At 46.9% G+C, this 15,405-nt stretch carries 24 protein-coding genes; 3 read left to right on the top strand and 21 right to left on the bottom strand.

What is annotated here, in order from left to right:
- Positions 1–27: 27 nt before the first annotated feature.
- The 20 genes from ACWJJX_RS01965 to ACWJJX_RS01870 all read right to left on the bottom strand — a co-directional run bounded on the left by ACWJJX_RS01965 (position 28) and on the right by ACWJJX_RS01870 (position 12,887).
- Positions 28–474 (bottom strand): phage tail assembly chaperone, encoded by a 447-nt coding sequence (locus tag ACWJJX_RS01965; RefSeq protein WP_032874591.1) that lies wholly within the window; start codon positions 472–474, stop codon positions 28–30.
- 75 nt (positions 475–549) lie between these two features.
- Positions 550–993, bottom strand: coding sequence for a phage tail tube protein (locus tag ACWJJX_RS01960; RefSeq protein WP_003154837.1), 444 nt, complete (start codon positions 991–993; stop codon positions 550–552).
- Between the two features lies 1 nt (position 994).
- A complete protein-coding gene (locus tag ACWJJX_RS01955) occupies positions 995–2,392 on the bottom strand; it encodes a phage tail sheath family protein (protein ID WP_044053125.1) in 1,398 nt (465 codons plus the stop codon).
- Complete coding sequence (locus ACWJJX_RS01950; protein WP_003154839.1) at positions 2,392–2,601, bottom strand: hypothetical protein; 210 nt, start codon at positions 2,599–2,601, stop codon at positions 2,392–2,394. The genes ACWJJX_RS01955 and ACWJJX_RS01950 overlap by 1 nt, the downstream gene beginning before the upstream one ends.
- Entirely contained in the window at positions 2,598–3,044 is a 447-nt protein-coding gene (locus ACWJJX_RS01945; protein WP_039251775.1) for a hypothetical protein, read from the bottom strand. Before ACWJJX_RS01945 ends, ACWJJX_RS01950 begins: the two co-directional genes overlap by 4 nt.
- Positions 3,041–3,544, bottom strand: coding sequence for an HK97 gp10 family phage protein (locus tag ACWJJX_RS01940; RefSeq protein WP_454022683.1), 504 nt, complete (start codon positions 3,542–3,544; stop codon positions 3,041–3,043). The genes ACWJJX_RS01945 and ACWJJX_RS01940 overlap by 4 nt, the downstream gene beginning before the upstream one ends.
- Positions 3,541–3,897, bottom strand: a complete 357-nt coding sequence (locus ACWJJX_RS01935) for a DUF3599 family protein (RefSeq protein WP_454022682.1) — start codon at positions 3,895–3,897, stop codon at positions 3,541–3,543. The genes ACWJJX_RS01940 and ACWJJX_RS01935 overlap by 4 nt, the downstream gene beginning before the upstream one ends.
- Positions 3,894–4,277, bottom strand: coding sequence for a protein YqbG (gene yqbG, locus ACWJJX_RS01930; RefSeq protein WP_070081674.1), 384 nt, complete (start codon positions 4,275–4,277; stop codon positions 3,894–3,896). Before yqbG ends, ACWJJX_RS01935 begins: the two co-directional genes overlap by 4 nt.
- A 16-nt stretch (positions 4,278–4,293) precedes the next feature.
- The gene (locus tag ACWJJX_RS01925; RefSeq protein WP_007407274.1) at positions 4,294–5,229 is read right to left on the bottom strand and encodes a phage major capsid protein; all 936 of its coding nucleotides are present in this window, start codon (positions 5,227–5,229) and stop codon (positions 4,294–4,296) included.
- A 26-nt stretch (positions 5,230–5,255) separates the two neighbouring features.
- Positions 5,256–6,101, bottom strand: coding sequence for an XkdF-like putative serine protease domain-containing protein (locus ACWJJX_RS01920; protein ID WP_015417286.1), 846 nt, complete (start codon positions 6,099–6,101; stop codon positions 5,256–5,258).
- A 19-nt stretch (positions 6,102–6,120) separates the two neighbouring features.
- Complete coding sequence (locus ACWJJX_RS01915) at positions 6,121–7,512, bottom strand: phage portal protein (protein WP_146284607.1); 1,392 nt, start codon at positions 7,510–7,512, stop codon at positions 6,121–6,123.
- A gap of 48 nt (positions 7,513–7,560) precedes the next feature.
- A complete protein-coding gene (locus ACWJJX_RS01910; protein WP_454022681.1) occupies positions 7,561–8,859 on the bottom strand; it encodes a PBSX family phage terminase large subunit in 1,299 nt (432 codons plus the stop codon).
- Positions 8,856–9,653: a terminase small subunit gene (locus ACWJJX_RS01905; RefSeq protein ID WP_025851819.1), complete on the bottom strand. Its 798-nt coding sequence runs from the start codon at positions 9,651–9,653 to the stop codon at positions 8,856–8,858. Before ACWJJX_RS01905 ends, ACWJJX_RS01910 begins: the two co-directional genes overlap by 4 nt.
- A gap of 112 nt (positions 9,654–9,765) precedes the next feature.
- Positions 9,766–10,278, bottom strand: coding sequence for a sigma-70 family RNA polymerase sigma factor (locus tag ACWJJX_RS01900; protein WP_044053122.1), 513 nt, complete (start codon positions 10,276–10,278; stop codon positions 9,766–9,768).
- Positions 10,279–10,391: 113 nt separating this feature from the next.
- Positions 10,392–10,595: an XtrA/YqaO family protein gene (locus ACWJJX_RS01895; protein ID WP_003154859.1), complete on the bottom strand. Its 204-nt coding sequence runs from the start codon at positions 10,593–10,595 to the stop codon at positions 10,392–10,394.
- A complete protein-coding gene (locus ACWJJX_RS01890; protein ID WP_039251797.1) occupies positions 10,585–10,926 on the bottom strand; it encodes a hypothetical protein in 342 nt (113 codons plus the stop codon). The genes ACWJJX_RS01895 and ACWJJX_RS01890 overlap by 11 nt, the downstream gene beginning before the upstream one ends.
- 97 nt (positions 10,927–11,023) lie before the next feature.
- Positions 11,024–11,191, bottom strand: a complete 168-nt coding sequence (locus tag ACWJJX_RS01885; RefSeq protein WP_095836059.1) for a hypothetical protein — start codon at positions 11,189–11,191, stop codon at positions 11,024–11,026.
- Positions 11,191–11,991 carry an ATP-binding protein gene (locus tag ACWJJX_RS01880; RefSeq protein ID WP_063174228.1) on the bottom strand — a complete coding sequence of 267 codons (801 nt, stop codon included), beginning with the start codon at positions 11,989–11,991 and terminating at the stop codon, positions 11,191–11,193. Before ACWJJX_RS01880 ends, ACWJJX_RS01885 begins: the two co-directional genes overlap by 1 nt.
- Positions 11,891–12,718, bottom strand: a complete 828-nt coding sequence (locus ACWJJX_RS01875; protein ID WP_165408938.1) for a phage portal protein — start codon at positions 12,716–12,718, stop codon at positions 11,891–11,893. The genes ACWJJX_RS01880 and ACWJJX_RS01875 overlap by 101 nt, the downstream gene beginning before the upstream one ends.
- Positions 12,708–12,887 carry a hypothetical protein gene (locus ACWJJX_RS01870; protein WP_104843288.1) on the bottom strand — a complete coding sequence of 60 codons (180 nt, stop codon included), beginning with the start codon at positions 12,885–12,887 and terminating at the stop codon, positions 12,708–12,710. Before ACWJJX_RS01870 ends, ACWJJX_RS01875 begins: the two co-directional genes overlap by 11 nt.
- A 191-nt stretch (positions 12,888–13,078) precedes the next feature.
- Between ACWJJX_RS01870 and xre the strand changes: the two genes are divergently transcribed.
- Both xre and ACWJJX_RS01860 read left to right on the top strand, forming a co-directional pair.
- Positions 13,079–13,417 carry an HTH-type transcriptional regulator Xre gene (gene xre, locus ACWJJX_RS01865; protein ID WP_003154871.1) on the top strand — a complete coding sequence of 113 codons (339 nt, stop codon included), beginning with the start codon at positions 13,079–13,081 and terminating at the stop codon, positions 13,415–13,417.
- Positions 13,418–13,565: 148 nt separating this feature from the next.
- Positions 13,566–14,156, top strand: coding sequence for an ImmA/IrrE family metallo-endopeptidase (locus ACWJJX_RS01860; RefSeq protein ID WP_003154873.1), 591 nt, complete (start codon positions 13,566–13,568; stop codon positions 14,154–14,156).
- A gap of 153 nt (positions 14,157–14,309) precedes the next feature.
- Here the strand turns inward: ACWJJX_RS01860 and ACWJJX_RS01855 are convergent, their stop codons facing one another.
- Positions 14,310–14,915 (bottom strand): poly-gamma-glutamate hydrolase family protein, encoded by a 606-nt coding sequence (locus ACWJJX_RS01855; RefSeq protein WP_032858666.1) that lies wholly within the window; start codon positions 14,913–14,915, stop codon positions 14,310–14,312.
- A 109-nt stretch (positions 14,916–15,024) separates the two neighbouring features.
- On the opposite strand from ACWJJX_RS01855, the gene ACWJJX_RS01850 reads away from it, so the two are divergent.
- Complete coding sequence (locus tag ACWJJX_RS01850) at positions 15,025–15,402, top strand: PH domain-containing protein (protein ID WP_007610770.1); 378 nt, start codon at positions 15,025–15,027, stop codon at positions 15,400–15,402.
- The last annotated feature ends 3 nt before the right edge of the window (positions 15,403–15,405 follow it).

Genomic DNA, 15,405 nt, shown 5'->3' with positions numbered 1-15,405 from the left:
ACACGGCTTCCTTATTCCCATCTTTTATCAGTTTTTTGCTTCTTGCTCCAGATCTTCTAATTCATCTTCAAAACCGTTGATCTCAATCGCTTTATTCAGCCAATTTGCATACTCACCGCCGACTGAAAGAACGCGTTTTGCCACCTCGACCGGATCTGCCGTTTTGTAAGCGTCGCGGAGCTCCTTAGACCGGAAATCAGGGTAAATCGTAGATTCAACCGCGATCCGCGCATAGAAGCGCTGGCTGTCTAAGTCTTTTACGCGGCCTCTGCCCTTCACATTTTTATATGTCGTGCTTTCCTTCTCCAGTTCGTCAATGCGCTCAGTCGTAATGGCTTTAAAAATAAAAGGCACGATGTTTCCTTTTTTATCGACAAAACGCTTTGAAAGCGGAACCCGAATCTCCTCAGCCTCGACTGTTTTACCCGGCATAAAGAATGACAGATCAAATACTTGTTCGTTTTTTTCGCTCATGATGAAAACTCCCTTACTCTTTTTTTTATAAAAAACAGGCCTGTTAAAGGCCTGTTTCACTCATAATGATCCTGATTAAAACGTTTCAGAAAGCTTTTCCGGCACATCGAAATCTTCAAAGGTAAACGGCACTTCTTCTTCGAGCGCTTCTGAGTCTACGTCCAGTCCGGCGATTTTTGCAGAATCAAAGTTGACGTCATACAGGGTGACGCGTTCTGTTCCGCGGCCTGATGATTTGTCGTCAAGAACGGCTTGCAGCGTAAAATACGGGTCGCTGCCTTTTTTCACGTAATCCATCATAAGCACAGCGAATTTGGATGTGACCTTATAGAATGTTGCCGTGCCCGTTCCGTTGGCGCCTGTTGTTTTATGTCCCGTCATGCGGCGGCCCATGATGTTTACTTCTGATTTGTTTTTTTCCACGTTTGCTTCAAACGTTTTAATATGCGCCATCTCTTCTCCGTCGAGAAATAAACGGCCTTCTTTTCCTGAAATTGTGTTTTGCGCTTTTAATGCCATCTTAGTTTACCTCCACATTAAAGTAGAATTTTTCTGCCGCATCCACAGGCTGCACGGCGAGATCGATTAAAAAGCCGTCGCGGTCTTCATTAAGGCCGATTGTAATGTCTTTGTCTGAATCAAAGTTAGCGATGCCGCCCGCATCCTGAAGCGTTGTCAAATATTGAATAATCATCGTTTTGACGAATTGAAGGCCGTCATTTGTCGCTGGAAGATCGCTTCCGGTGCCTTTTTTCGATTTAATTAAGGCTTTCAGTTCACGTGTCAAATCGTTATTCACCGCATCAAGCACACGGACGATTTTGTTTTTCGCGAACTTTTTGTTTTTCTCTGCCGTAAATGTCACCAATGAGTTGATATCTTTTTCAACGCTGACTGACTTATCACGGGCATCATAAGAGAAAAGGAATTCACCTTTGGAAAGACGTTCGATCACTTCATCATGAGTCAGGCGGTGCAGCACATCGACGGCGCCTTCGTATTCAACGAATGTTAAGGATTGATTAAATGCGGCGCTGGCACTTGCGCCTGCCACCCAGGCGGTCGCATCTTCAGCTTTAATCTCAGTTCCGTCTTCCAGCAGCACACCTTCAGTCACATTGATAATGCCTTCATAATCTCCGCTGTAATGGGCAGTCACCCCTTGCACTTTCTGTCCCTGTGCATCGCGAAGGCGTTTAATGAATGCGGCAAATGTCGCTTTCAGCTGATCGTTTTCCGCGACAGGAAGAGCAATGACATCGAAATTCTCCGTTTCAGCCGCAGCTAAAAAATCCGTATAGTCTGAGTTGACCGGTGCTTTATCAGTTCCTCCCGCGAGACGGATGCCTGCCTGCGGGTTTAACGTTTCCCCGGATTCTTCCTCAGTGCCTGTCAGCGGGATGGAAGCCGACAGTTCGCCCGTTCCCGTAAATGTGACATAGCCGTTTGCTTTTAATTCTTCGGCTTTTTTCACCGTTTGTTTGTCAACTTCCGCTTCATCCATGTAAGTGGTCACATCGAAAGCGGTCTGATCAAGGACATTTTCACTGATGCGGATGATGATGTCATTTCCTTTTGAACCCCCGTACAAAGCGGTTGCTTTAACACCTTGCGAAAGATCTGCGCTCGCTCTGATTCCCTCTGTCAGACGGTACATCAAAACGGTTTTTGCTTTCTTTTTCGCCTCACGAAGCAGAATCAGTGACGGATCTTCAATACTGAGCCCCACTTTTTTATTCAAATCTTCAACGCTTGAAATGGAAACGAATGTTTTCGCTTCCCCCCAGCCGGATGCGACGGGAAGGGCGACAATCCCGCGTTCACCGATCGATACCCGCTCCTGGGCGGTTGTTTTAAAGTTAAAATAGATTCCGGCACGTTCTTTTTCTTTTCCTTGCGTAAATGTTCCGCCATTCATTATTGCATGACCTCCTTGGTTAAAAATGCTTCAATGTAAGACTTGGCTTGCGCTTTTGTCATTTGTTTTTGCTTCACGCCGAATAAAGCCCCCTGGAGAATCTCGGGTTTTACGCCGAAAAGCTCCTTCGCGTGCTTTGTTAAATCCGCCGTGTCATAAAGAACCGCTCGTTCCGCAGTTGCGGCGTTTTTCTTTTTATATTGTTTCACTTTTGTTTCACCCCGCTGTTAATGTCCACATCCCGCAGTGCGGGAGATGTTTGTTTCTGATAGTAGTAGCGGCTCGTCCAGCGGATGGTGATCACTGCCTCGCCTTTGTCTCCGACTCTTGTTTCGATACGGCTGATGCGGACGAAATCACCGGTATCCTCCCCTGATTCCGTAAGCAGCGGGATCAGCTGTCTTGATTCTCTCACCGCATCGGCGATCCGGTCGGCTGCATAGAGCGCCTGCACCGAGTCGGCATGGAACAGCTTCACATTCAGACTGTATGTCTTCTTAAAGGTGGAGACTGTGTCATTCTCGTCAAAAGCGTACGGGGGCGGGATGTAAAGTGACGGCACCTGAAATTGTTCAGGCAGTTCATTTTCATATACGGGCACGCCGCATTGCTGATACAAAAAAGCGGCGATTGAACCGGTTTCGCGATTCATCCGATATCTCCCCCCAACGTGTTAAGCCACTGATTGAAACGCTTATCCAGCGATTCGGCGAAGAGTGTTTCATACAAAAGAAGGGCTTTGTCCCAAAACCCATTTCCGCTGATCCACTGTTTTTTGAGCGCCATTCCCGTTGAAGCTGACGGATCATAGATGAACCGGGAGCCTTGAAAATACCCGGGCACCCATCTGACATTTTCATCTGAGACGGTCCAATGTCCGTCATTTATGAATGAGGCATACTCTACATTAGTGCCGATTTCAAGGGTCAGTCCCCCGTTTTCAATGATCCATACGTGATTCTGCGCTCCTTTTCGGAAAGAAGACAGCAGGCTTTCTGTATCAATCCCGCCCGAATGAATAAGCTCCTCCCGTACCAAGTCGAGAAAATCCTCTCCTGACTGTTCCAGCCATTCGCCTGCCTGACGGGCAAATTCTCCGGATGACGCCTTTTGCAGCGACCGACTCCATTGTTCAAGTTTTTTTATGTTCATAGTCTGTCATCTCTCACAGCGATAACCTCCCAATGGTGCTGTCTTGCTTTCTTCGGCATTTCCAGAATATACGCCTGTCCTTCCCAAATGATTTTGTCATTGACACGCACAACGGCCTCTTTCGGAAAATGAACGAGAAACCGCTGATATACCTTATGATCAGGCTCAAGCTGAATAAGCTGCTGCTGTTTTTCAACAAACAGACACGGCACGTCTTCAGCATCGGGCACTTCCGGATAAGAAAAGACAAGCTGGAGCTTTTCGGCGGGAATCCCGAAGCGTCCGGCCTTCGGAACTGACACCGTCTCATGATAAATATCGCATCTGTCAGTGAGCAGCCGTTCGTAGCTCATAAAGGTCTCACCTTTGCGTGTGCAGAAACCGGGGAATAACCCGGCGCGATATATTCACAGAGCAGATGGTGCACCGCCGGTTTTCTGATTCCGCCTTCACCTGCCACCGTATACGAGTAGTCGCCTATCTTTTCAGATTGATAGGCGGAAGCGGCTGCTTCATTCTGGTTGATCAGCGCAAAATATTGAGAAAGCTTTAATAACGCAAGCTTAATCTTTTCGGGAAGCGGTGAGTAAACAGGGTCAGTGAACGAATGCCCCGCTATTCTGGCCGCTTCCGCCTCCGCCTCCAGAATGTCCTGTATAAGAAGCGCCTCCGGCCTGTTTTTGACTTGATCATAAACTGAATATGAAACAACGTCAGACGGCTGAATTAACATAACTGCCACCCCCGTCTTATTCTTTAACGTTTACGATTTTGGCGCTTGCATCTTCTTCTTCAAATTTGCTGTCAAGTTTAGCCGTCAGTACGATAATAAATTTGCGGCTGCGAATATCTTTATCTACTTCGATTCGGATATTCCGTGAAAAACCGAGAATGATATTTTTCGGGTGAGTCAGAATGATGTCAGACGCATCGTACTGGGAATCACCTTCTCCGACTGAGTACGGCTGCAGATTGGACACTCCTTTGACCGGAACGCCGAATGCTGAAGACAAACCGCCCTGCACCGCAAGATCTCCCAGATTGGTCTGACGGTCAGCCACACGGTCTTTCCATTCAATCTCCATGCCTTGAGATGTGTAAAATCTGAATTCCTGAGGCAGGCGCAAATATTTTGCCGGAATGGCTTTTAAGCCTTTTTTAAATGTCGCTCTGGACAGCTCTTCCCCGTTTCCGTCAATGACGTGAGATACAGTCTGCTTACGGATTCCGTCAAGCTGTGCCAAGTACGGATCAGAAGAAGATGTATCGCCGTTTACGACAAGCTCCTCAATATCGACTGCCGCCCGCTCCGCCAAAATCTGCATGATCGTCTGCTGCAGGCCGTCTTTTTCAATATTGTTTTCAAGCGTGTCATAGGTGATATTAATTTCCGCAATGACTTCTTTCGTATTCAGCTGCACCGTACTTGTTGCCGGGACGGTCAGCTGATCGTCAGTTAAAGCTTTTCCTTCCTCAGCGGCACGCAGAATACGCTGGCCGAAACCGATTTTTTCAAATTTCTGCGAGTCATTTTCCATTTGAATCACACGCGATTCGCTGAAAATGGTCGGCGTGTTCTGCACCATGCGGATAAATGCTGAAGCTTGTGCGGGGTTCATTAAACCGCCGCTTTTTAAAGCGGAAAGTGACATTTCCGCCTTTCTGATGATATCTTGATTTCTCACTCTACAGTTCCTCCTTCTGACTGGGCTTAAAGCAGTCCGCTCCAAATGGATTTTTTAACAGGCTCTTGCCCGCCCGTCTCTTCTTCCGGCTGCTTTGATGCGCCTCTTACTTTTTCAAGCGCTTCAATGCGTTTAATAATCGGCGCCAGCATGTCCTCAACAAGCGTTTTCAGCTTTTCTTCATCAGACGGCGCAGCCGCCCCGTCTTTGTCTTCCGTGTTCTGGTCCAAACTGTCAAGCCGCTTTAAAAGCGGGTGCAGCGCGTGTTCAATCGATTCTCTTACGTCTTCTTTTCTCATCTTGTTCAAGTCCTCTCCCTTGCGGTTTCTTGATTTGCGGTCACGGTCGAGAAATTGCTTGACCGCGCCGAATAAGCCGGCTTGCTTTTCTGCCGGCTCTTCGTAAACGTCAGCGGTTCCCGCCATGCTGTAGCCCGTAATGATACCGGCTTTAATCTGATCCCATACTTCATCGGAAGCTTTGGTGACAAGCACCCAAGATCCTTTCCGGATCACAGCATTCCCGATTTCAAAGTCATCCGGGGCGACGTACGACTCCACCACCTCGCCGGTCCCGCCTTCAAAGTTATGATTTGTATCGATGTTGCGGGCGTCCGCCAAAAAACCGTGAGCGGCCTTTTCAATCTCTTCAGCCGTCATATAATCGCCATGTGCATCGGGGACATCCGGCTCGTAAACGATGCCGTAAACAAGCTTCTGCTCATCCGATTCGTTTTTTGTAAACACCTGCACCTTTTTTTCAAATGACGGAAGGCCTCCGGCTGATTTTGTAAAAAAGAATTCCGTTTGGTTCGCCGCCTTATCGACATAGCTCACAAAACTGATGACGGCATTTCTCAATTCTCTCGGCACGAGATGTTTTCACCCCCTTTCAGGATTGCTCCTTTTTCCCTTTCAGCACCGGCCTGCTGTAGTACTCTTCAGGCCATTCCTCAAGCGTCTTGCCGAGCACTCTTCCCGCCAGATCACGGAGGTCATTAGGAGAGACCGCGCCGGCGGAAATAAATGGCGTAAGCACCTTCGCAATTTCAAGCGGATCGCGAAAATCAGGCCCTTTTAATGTGAGCTGTACATCGTGGAGACCCAGTTCAGGCAAAAATAACGTGTTGAGCTTATTAATCAGCGTTTTCCGCTCCGGCTGAAACACCTGCTCCTCCGTGATTTTCCGTGCCGTATCGGCTGTGGCTTTGTTGTATTCCTGCGCCTCGCCCGTATAAAGCGGCGGGAGACGGAAAGCGGAACGGAGTTTATTTCTGCTTTTGTCGTCATATTCAAGAAACAGCGCATCATCCTGCAGAATTTCCGCAAGTGATTTAATTTCCACAGACACGGGCGTAATGTCTTCGCCTCCGTGTAGGTCTTTTTCCTTCGCAATGCCTTCCGCCTCAATCAGCAGAAATTTGTGGGCGTTTTCCACCCCTTCCAGGTCATTCATATAATCCTGAAGCTCTTTGTACGAGGTTTCTGACAGCATGCCGTTTTCAACCGTAATGGCGGCCGGCACATGACGGCCCTGCTTGAAATACATAAAATTCAGTTCTTCCGCTTTCCGGGCGCCGTACAGATTGACGATATTGCCGACCCAGCGCGGAATTCCGTAAGTGCCGCTGCCGATTTTTAAGTGAATGGCTTCATTTGCCCGGTATTCTTCAGACAGGGTCTTTACGTAATCGCCGGTTCTCATGTCCATCATGCGGGGATCGCCGTATTCCTTAAAAAACACTTTCCGTCCGTTCAGCATCTGAACATATTTACGGAACCGTTTTTGCCTTTTAATCGTTTTGGATGCGCCGTTTTCTTCATATGAAAATGTAACTTCAACGGGATCAGTCACACCGCAGACGCGCATATGTTTTACATCCAGATATTCAATCCCCGCCGGTTTTCCCGCGCCGTCCCGAAGCACTTCGAGGAAACCGTTGCCCGTTTTTTCGCGGTCTTCTATCGCATATCCGAGGACCGTCTCGGCCGATTCATCAAAATGAAGACATTTGTAAAAGCTCTCCAGCTTCATCCAGTTTTTTTCGGCCCGGGCCTTTTTTGACGGGGAGCAATCTGGGCTATTTACATCAAAGGTATATTCCACATCGAATCCAAAACCCGTAATATTGACCCGATACGCGTCAATGCACTGCTGAAGAATCGTCGAGTATTCGGCGATTGTTTTCAGTTCAATGAGATTATAGGGCGGTGAAATGATGTCTTCGCCGTACAGATCGGCAAATTGATCTTCGTTCATCTGCCTTGCCTGCGGCGCGGCCATTTTTGATTTAAAGACGGTGGCTCTAACGTTTTGATAGTTCGGCAACGCCTATCTCCTCCTTCCCCGATTCGGACGTCTCCGTTTTTGTGATGCATCTTTCAGATCCGCCGCGTCATAGTCATCCAGCGCATACCAAATGGCTGAAAGTGTGTGGGGATCAATTGAAAACTCATCTTCCGACAGAGCGCCGTTTTTGTTTTTTGCGTACGTTAAGTTCTGCAATTCGCGGATCGTATTTTCACAGCTGTCTGAGCAATAGATGTGTCTGAACCGTTTCAGCTTTTTTGTATACTGAAGTCTTGAGCCCGGAAACTTTTTGGCCGCGACCATGCAAAATCCCTGCCTGCGGAAATATTGGATGCTTTTCGGCTCAGCCGAATCCGCTTTGATCAGCTCTTTTTGATCCGCCAATTCCTGAAGCTCCTCAGCTGTCTGATCATCGGTCATTTTGTTTTTGTAATACTCCCAGAAAATATAAAGCTCTTTTTGATCCGGATCGACGGCAAGCCGAATGACCGCATTGTATGACTCTTCAAAACCGAAATCCATGCCCGTCCGAAACAGGGGGCGCCTGATGGACGCAATCCGCTCCGTTACTTCGTTGTGCTCCATGACCTGAAACTGCGGAAACACGCGGATGCCGTTGACGCCGAACTGTCCTTTGCGGGCGATCCGGTACAAATCAGGATCGTAATGCCGTAAGCTGTCCAGCTGCTTAATATAGCTTTTCGGCAAAAACAGATTATCGCACGCTGTGGAATGGTGGTAATACGTATCTCCCTTAACGACGGTGCCTTTTTCATACAGCGTCTGATCATCCAATACGAACCGTTTTTTTTGGTCATCACGAAAAAAATGCCGGTACGTCCAATTGGAGGTGCCGACGGGATTTGTGGTGCATATCATATGCAGCGAAAGCTCGGGATGACGCAGACGGCCGATCAGCTCCTTAAAGCCTTCATACTTCACTTCAGAGCATTCTTCAATCCAAATCAGTGAAATATGATGAATGGATTTCAATTTGGCCGGGTTGTCCATCCCTTTAAACATAATCCGGCTTCCGTTTGAAAATCTCAGCTGCATCGGCGAAGAAACGGCCTTTACGGCATGTCCCAGCTCAAGCTCCCCGATAATGTCTTCAAACAAGGCAAACGTAGAATCCCTGTGCGTATCGAATACTTCCCGCACGACAAGGGCCGTCCGCTTTTCACGAAGCAGCTTCAGGATGATTTTCAGCGCGGTATGATAGCTTTTTGACGAGCCGTAGCCTCCAACGAGAAATTGGTACGTTTCATTCCAATTGAACAAATAATCTTCAAAGCGCGGGTTGACCGCTTTTTCAATCATGACCGTTCCTCTTTCCGCGTAATGACAATGTCAATCGGCTTTTGGCTGTCTTCTGTTTTTTCCATCTTCTGCTGAGCCAGCTTTAATTTTTCATTTTCGATTTTTTGTTTAAATTGATCGGGGAAAAGGTCAAAGTACAAGGACAGCTTTTCAAGAGCCTTCATCTTGTCGGCAAGCTTTATTGCAATGCCTTCTTTCCCGAGTTTTGCTTCCGTGACGATGGTTCCGTCCAGAAGGTGCGAATCTTTAACGTCAACGTAGCTGATCTCCTGCATAATCGGATTATCATTTTCGTCAAAGAGCGGCCCTGATTTTCCGAAGGCCTGAACCTCTTTTTTTCCGAAGGTTACATAATCGGTAATGTCGGCGAAAGCGATTTTCACATAGACTTGAAGAACGTCCATCGCTTCGACAAACACTTTATTGACCATTTCCTTTTTCATGCGGCTGATTTCTTTAGCGACTTTTTCGTTTTTTAACAGCCTGCTTCCCGTCACATGCGCGCTTTCCGGTGAATACCCGGCTTTTATCGCAGATTGGGTGGCGTTAAAGCTTTTCACATAATAAAGACAAAACAGCCGCTGGCGTTCGTTTAACTCATCACCTTCGCCCGGGGTGTTTTTTCCGCCGCTTTCCGCGTTCTTATTGAGCGCCTCGTCCCAGCGCCCTTCTTTTTTCCATCTGCCGATCGTTCTTGCGGATACGCCTGATTTGCCGGCAAGGGCGCGATTTGTGATGCGGCCTTTATGAGACTGATAGATTGTAAATGCCTGTTCTCTTTTTGCGTTTTTCATGCTACGGCATCACCGCCACCTCCGACATGATTGTCTATAATAAAAAGCGGCTTCTAATCGGGCCGCTTTTTGTGATCGTCTATTCACTTCTAGGTGGCAAACGTATGACAACTTATGAAGCAGGCGATTGATTTCTTTGTTCCTGCTGTTTTTGAATTTTTAGAAGCGCCCGTTTGACCGTCGTTTGTACGGTTGATTTCTTTACATTCAGCAAGGCGGCGATCCGTTCATACGAAAAGCATTCCGCTTTGTGGAGCAGCAGCATTTCTTTTTCTCTATCCGTTAAAACGGCTAATGCGTCCCGCAGTCTGATTCTGTCTTCTTCAGTCACATTTGCGGACGGTTCAAACATCAGCGCCTGCGAATAGGTTTCTATGATTCTCGGATCTTTAATGAGCATTCTCTGATAAGCGTCTCTGCGGTCTATCGCTCTTCTTATGCCGGGCTGCCGGCCTTTTTCAAGCCATTCGATGACATACTCCAAATCTGTAATAATCGTTCTGATGATTTTTTTATCTTTCAGTTCTTCTGAAGTAAGCACCGTTTCATCGGCTTCCTCCAGCTGCTTGTACCACTTTTTCGTCTCTTTCAGCGTGCGTTTATAGTCAAATAGTAAGTCTTCCATGTAGATCCTCCTCTTTTTCGGAACAAAAAAAGGACACCAACCAATGCGCAGCATGTGCGCGATTGATCAGTGTCCGCAGGCTTTCCGTCTTGGACGTATTCTGTTTTTTTCGATTAATTCAATTTAAAGCCGATTTCATATTCGACCCGGGCCAGATCCCCTTTTCGCGTTTCGACAAGCGTTTTGCCGTGCTCCGGCGCTTCGGCGAGCCATGCTTCCTTCTTCAGTCCGTCTACTATAATCACCCGAACCTTGCCTTCTTCCAGCTGGCTTTTTAATGTTGTATGTTCAATGTCAGTCAGTTTTTTAGGATTCATGTTTTACGTCCTCCGTCTTTTTCAAAATGTTCACTTCATGTATGAGGCTTCCGAGCTTATTTATGAACGCTTCTTTTTCTTCAGAACTTTCTCCCCGGAGCAGGCGGAGAGCCGTTTCGGCCGCCTCAAAGAGTTCCGGGGCTTTCGCCATCAATGCCGCGTTGATCTGCTGTGAGTATGAACTTAAGTTGAAAACGGCCGCGATGAGCCTTCCGTTTGAATAAGGGAACTTCTCTTTATCCGCTTCGCTGTAAGCGGAATAAATGTAAATGGGTTTTTCTTCTCCGCTGTGTACGGCCCGCCATGGAGCGGGGCTGTGTTTTTCTTGCAATGGTGATCCTCACTTTCCATCAGCCTCATGCCATGCTTCAATTTGCTTTTCTATCCGTTTTGCCCTGAACAGCAGGCAAAAAAGCCATTTGATATATTTACACACGTGCATCAAGCCTCGCTTTTGCGTCTTGAACCATTCGTTCAAGCCGTTTAATGACCGGCGTTAAATCAGTGCCTGTTTTGCAGTTCGGGCAAGGGTGAAAGACAGCGCCGAAACCCGTTTCCATCACAATGACCTTCTTCGGCCCGCACAGCTTACACATTATCTCGCCCCCTCTAATCTGTGGTTTACGTCAAATGAATTGCCATTAATGATGACTAAATAATCGCTGCACATCTCATAAATTCTTGTGCCCAAGGCTTCATCAACCTGCACCAATCCGTCACAGGCCAGCTCGCTCGAGATAAGAACCGGCTTATGATTTAAATAGCGGTAATTCACGACGGCGTACATTTGTTCAATCTGCCAATCGGTCGCCCGGGGTTTTCCGTTCAGCGGTTTGAACAGATCGTCAATAAAAAGCACATCCGCCTGTTTCATACGGCCAAGCTTTGCATCGAGCAGATCAAAATCATTTTTTAAATCCGTAAAGCCCTCCACAAAAGGAAAATACAGCACCGGTGTCTGCTTCTGTCTCATGACATAATTGCTGAGAGCGGTCAAAAGATGGGTTTTTCCCGATCCCGGACGCCCTAAAAGGGCAATGCTGTTTTTCCGGCAGTTTTTCATCTTGTCGAAGTTCTCAACATATTCAAGGGCGCACTCATATGCGTCGACGACTGCCTGAGGCTTGCCCCGCGTGATAAATCCTTTGAAATCCAGCTTCCGAAAGGCATCTGTAATCTCACTTGCGCCGAGAATGCGTTCTACTTTCCGTTCGGCGGCGCAGCGGCACTTAACCCATACTTCCATTCCCAGCTGGTTTTTGAGATAACCGCCCTGATCTTTACAGAGCGGGCAGTCAAAGCGGCTTTTGTCTGATTCTTCCGGTCTGTCCGCCAGTAATGGACGTTTTCCGTTTTTCAGGTCGGCAAGAATCTGCTCGATCGTTCGTTTTGTCATGTATCGTATTCCTCTCTTTTTTTGTTGTGATTGTCCTTCCCGCAATTCGTGCATTCAAGCGGTCTTCCATAAACTTGGCGCAATAGCTGAAAGCCTTGATCGTTTCAGCTGAAGAGGTGCGCCGCTGTTCAAAAGCGGTAAAGCATTCGCCGAGCCATTTGATTGCTTCTTGTGCTGACGCACCGAGGGAAACAATACGGGCGATGGCCTGATAATCCCGGGGCGACGGGTATACGCTCCGCCCCTCCTGTGCAGACCTTAATCTGATAAAATGGGCGGCAATGTCGTTAATTGCTTCTTCAGCAGTATGATTTTTTGTTATATCTATTTCTCTCCGGACATTTTTGTCCCGATGATCCGCCGATATTGTCCGGTCTGTAACTTCCGGGCGGGTCAATGTCTTTTTTGGGGTGAATCTTTTCGAGTGCTTTACGGAGACGATGAGTCCGTAAGGGGCGCGGACGGTTTTGATATACTCATGCTGTTCCAAACTCTCAAGCCACCGCCTGACGGTTTTTTCACTGACCGCGAATACATCGGCCATTTCTCTTGCTTTTACGGGCTTATGTCCGAGGACGATCCCCCACTTTACGCCGTCTTTTACATGTTCCTTTGTCGTTGAGCTGATGAACCATAAAAACAGCCAAATGGCGGACCCTATTTTGTCATAATGTTCTGAATTCAATAATCCGGAATAGATGAAAAACGGGTAGCTTTTACGATTCATAAGGGACATCTCCATTTTTCTTCAGACCTATATAGCGTTCATACTGCAATCGGTTATCAAATCGGAATACCGGTAGTCCGCAAGCGGTAAAAGATATCGAACCTCCTGCTTTTCCTAAACATCTCTGGTCAGCCGGATTGCTGCTGAAACGGATGATTATCGCCTGCATCTCTCACCCTCCTGATCAATTTCTTATCGTATTTTGATACATTTTGTATCCCTATGATGTTGATTATATACGATACATTTCGTATCATCAAGACCTTTTTGATACTTTTTTTATCATCTCTTTCTTTTGATACATTTTGTATCTATAATCATAAGTAACTTAGGGTGTTGAAAAAAGAGAGGTCATTTCGGATGATAGGCGGAAGATTAAAGAGTCTCAGAGGTAAGAAAACGCAGGAAGAAGTCGCAAATCATATCGGTGTCTCGCGCGCCAGATATTCTCATTATGAAAACGGCCGATCTGAACCCGATTACGACACGCTGCAAAAGCTTGCGGATTATTTCAAAGTGTCGACTGATTATTTGTTAACCGGAAAAGAACCTTCAGATGAAGACATGTTTGCCGATCCCGACCTGCAGATCGCATATCGGGACATGCAGGACTTTTCCCCGGAAAGCAAGCAGCAGGCCATTGAATTCATTAATTATTTAAAAGAAAAAGAGAAAAACCGCAGGCCGAAACATAAATAATCCGCTCTTTTCCTTTAAACTGCTTAACGTTCAGCCGATATAAAAGCTGAATGTTTATTTTTAAAAGAAAAGGGAATTGATTCAAAGTCCGATCAGGGCTTTTCTTTCTCGCTTAAAAAAGAACATATGTTCGAAAGGGTGTATTCAATTGGGCGATTTTTTAACACATCTTGAGGAATACGTCAAAAACTTATATTGCCGCATGGGAATGACCGCCCCTCTCCATATTGATATGCAGATGATTGCCAAGGAGCTTGACATTTGGATTCATTTTGAAGATACGCACAGTATGATGCTGAAGCGGGACGGTATGTACAGCATCGTCCTGAATCAAAAAAAGTCACCCGAAGAGCAATGGCAGGATTTTGCGCACGAACTGTGCCATGTGCTGAAGCATACCGGGAACCATTTTCATATGAACAAGCTGTTCAGGGAACTGCAGGAATTTCAGGCCAACCATTTTATGTACCACTTCTGTGTACCGACCTTTATGCTGTTAAACATGGAGCTTCCCCAGCGGAGGAGCCACGCCGTTATTTTAATCGCAGCCGCTTTCCGGGTGACGGCATCATTTGCGGAAAAAAGGCTCGAGCTGTTTGAACGGCGTAAAGCAGGTATTCAATTTCAGAAGCGGCTCGCTTGTCTGTTATCCGACAAGCGGCCGAATGTGTATTATGGAAGCGGACAGACACACTTGCATGCCGCTGAAGAAAAAACGCCGTATTTTATTGAAAATTAGCGATTCTCCGCCGGCTTAAAACGCAGCCGGCAGAATGTCATCATTTTGACATCGGAGGAAAGGTTTTTGCATCATGACGCTGTAATCACCGTGCTGCCCGCCAAGCACTTCATGCGCCGCCTAGCTCCAGTGAATGTAAGAACGGGCCCCTGTTCATTTATCATAAAAACCGGCCTTCACGGTTTCTACATACCGAAAAAACAGATCGGTTGGCGTATATTTTTCTCCCCGGCAGCCAAAATTGCTGAACAGCGCGTGTCTCTGCGCCGTGCTCACTTCCAATTGCAGTCCCATTTTCCTTTTTGTCCGATTGACAATGTTGCCGGGATTTACACCTGCCAGCCGATCATTCTTCTCTGTCAGCTCGGCATCAAATCCCGCTTCACGCAGCAGATCACAAATCAGTCTTGCTTTTTCCAGATCCGCGCCCCCGACGAGTGTATTTGCCTTTTTCAGATCATGATACCCGTGAAAAGCCAATGCGTAATGATGGGCGGTCACTTTTTCTAAAGCCAGAGGCTCGTCAAAGCGTGTGCTTGTCAAGTGGAGAGAACGGTTATCGCACCGCTTCGTCCCTTCAAATAAATAAATTGAGCTTTGGTCAGAAAATGCCTGCACCAGCTCACTGACACCCGGCTCAATCCTGCCGCCGTGGGGAGCGAGGACGATACATTTACTTCCCTCTTTTTCTTCATAAATAATTCTGTATTCCGATTCAGCAGCGGAAAGAGCTGCGAAATTGTCATATCTATCTTTCATGTGTAACATGCTCTCCTTTTCCAGTCAGCACCAGTTTACTCTACTCATCTGGGAATGGAAACCTTTTTATAGTATGATTTGATAGAATACGTATCAAGGGGGAGATATTATGGGGTTCATCAATGGATTGCTGGGCAATGCGTCGACAATATCGACGGCTGAAGCAAAAGCAGAACTGGCCCGTATTTTGCTGGAAGGTGAGAATGTCAACGCCGCATTTAAGCTTGTCCGAGATATCATTGTCTTTACGGATAAGCGTCTTATTCTTGTTGATAAACAGGGACTCACGGGGAAGAAAACGGAGATTCAATCCATTCCGTACAAGAGCATTTCCAGATTCAGCGTAGAAACCGCCGGCCGCTTTGACCTTGATTCAGAGCTGAAAATTTGGATTTCAGGCGCGGAACTTCCCGCTGTCTCAAAGCAGTTTAAAAAAGATGAAAGCATTTATGATATTCAAAAGGCCCTTGCCGCAGTTTGTATGTAAGAA

The organism is Bacillus sp. YH3-2-B2 (genome assembly GCF_053663335.1).
This window is presented reverse-complemented; position numbering and strand designations above follow the sequence as displayed.

Bases quoted from the DNA above. Each gene is read 5' to 3' on its own strand.
- ACWJJX_RS01850 (WP_007610770.1), top strand. From the start codon at position 15,025: ATGGGGTTCATCAATGGATTGCTGGGCAATGCGTCGACAATATCGACG.
- ACWJJX_RS01895 (WP_003154859.1), bottom strand. From the start codon at position 10,595: ATGAATCCTAAAAAACTGACTGACATTGAACATACAACATTAAAAAGC.
- ACWJJX_RS01945 (WP_039251775.1), bottom strand. From the start codon at position 3,044: ATGAATCGCGAAACCGGTTCAATCGCCGCTTTTTTGTATCAGCAATGC.
- ACWJJX_RS01880 (WP_063174228.1), bottom strand. From the start codon at position 11,991: ATGACAAAACGAACGATCGAGCAGATTCTTGCCGACCTGAAAAACGGA.
- ACWJJX_RS01905 (WP_025851819.1), bottom strand. From the start codon at position 9,653: ATGAAAAACGCAAAAAGAGAACAGGCATTTACAATCTATCAGTCTCAT.
- ACWJJX_RS01935 (WP_454022682.1), bottom strand. From the start codon at position 3,897: ATGAGCTACGAACGGCTGCTCACTGACAGATGCGATATTTATCATGAG.
- ACWJJX_RS01955 (WP_044053125.1), bottom strand. From the start codon at position 2,392: ATGAATGGCGGAACATTTACGCAAGGAAAAGAAAAAGAACGTGCCGGA.
- ACWJJX_RS01940 (WP_454022683.1), bottom strand. From the start codon at position 3,544: ATGAACATAAAAAAACTTGAACAATGGAGTCGGTCGCTGCAAAAGGCG.
- ACWJJX_RS01960 (WP_003154837.1), bottom strand. From the start codon at position 993: ATGGCATTAAAAGCGCAAAACACAATTTCAGGAAAAGAAGGCCGTTTA.
- ACWJJX_RS01915 (WP_146284607.1), bottom strand. From the start codon at position 7,512: ATGGCCGCGCCGCAGGCAAGGCAGATGAACGAAGATCAATTTGCCGAT.
- ACWJJX_RS01855 (WP_032858666.1), bottom strand. From the start codon at position 14,915: ATGAAAGATAGATATGACAATTTCGCAGCTCTTTCCGCTGCTGAATCG.
- ACWJJX_RS01885 (WP_095836059.1), bottom strand. From the start codon at position 11,191: ATGTGTAAGCTGTGCGGGCCGAAGAAGGTCATTGTGATGGAAACGGGT.
- xre (WP_003154871.1), top strand. From the start codon at position 13,079: ATGATAGGCGGAAGATTAAAGAGTCTCAGAGGTAAGAAAACGCAGGAA.
- ACWJJX_RS01900 (WP_044053122.1), bottom strand. From the start codon at position 10,278: ATGGAAGACTTACTATTTGACTATAAACGCACGCTGAAAGAGACGAAA.
- yqbG (WP_070081674.1), bottom strand. From the start codon at position 4,277: ATGTTAATTCAGCCGTCTGACGTTGTTTCATATTCAGTTTATGATCAA.
- ACWJJX_RS01965 (WP_032874591.1), bottom strand. From the start codon at position 474: ATGAGCGAAAAAAACGAACAAGTATTTGATCTGTCATTCTTTATGCCG.
- ACWJJX_RS01910 (WP_454022681.1), bottom strand. From the start codon at position 8,859: ATGATTGAAAAAGCGGTCAACCCGCGCTTTGAAGATTATTTGTTCAAT.
- ACWJJX_RS01870 (WP_104843288.1), bottom strand. From the start codon at position 12,887: ATGCAGGCGATAATCATCCGTTTCAGCAGCAATCCGGCTGACCAGAGA.
- ACWJJX_RS01875 (WP_165408938.1), bottom strand. From the start codon at position 12,718: ATGAATCGTAAAAGCTACCCGTTTTTCATCTATTCCGGATTATTGAAT.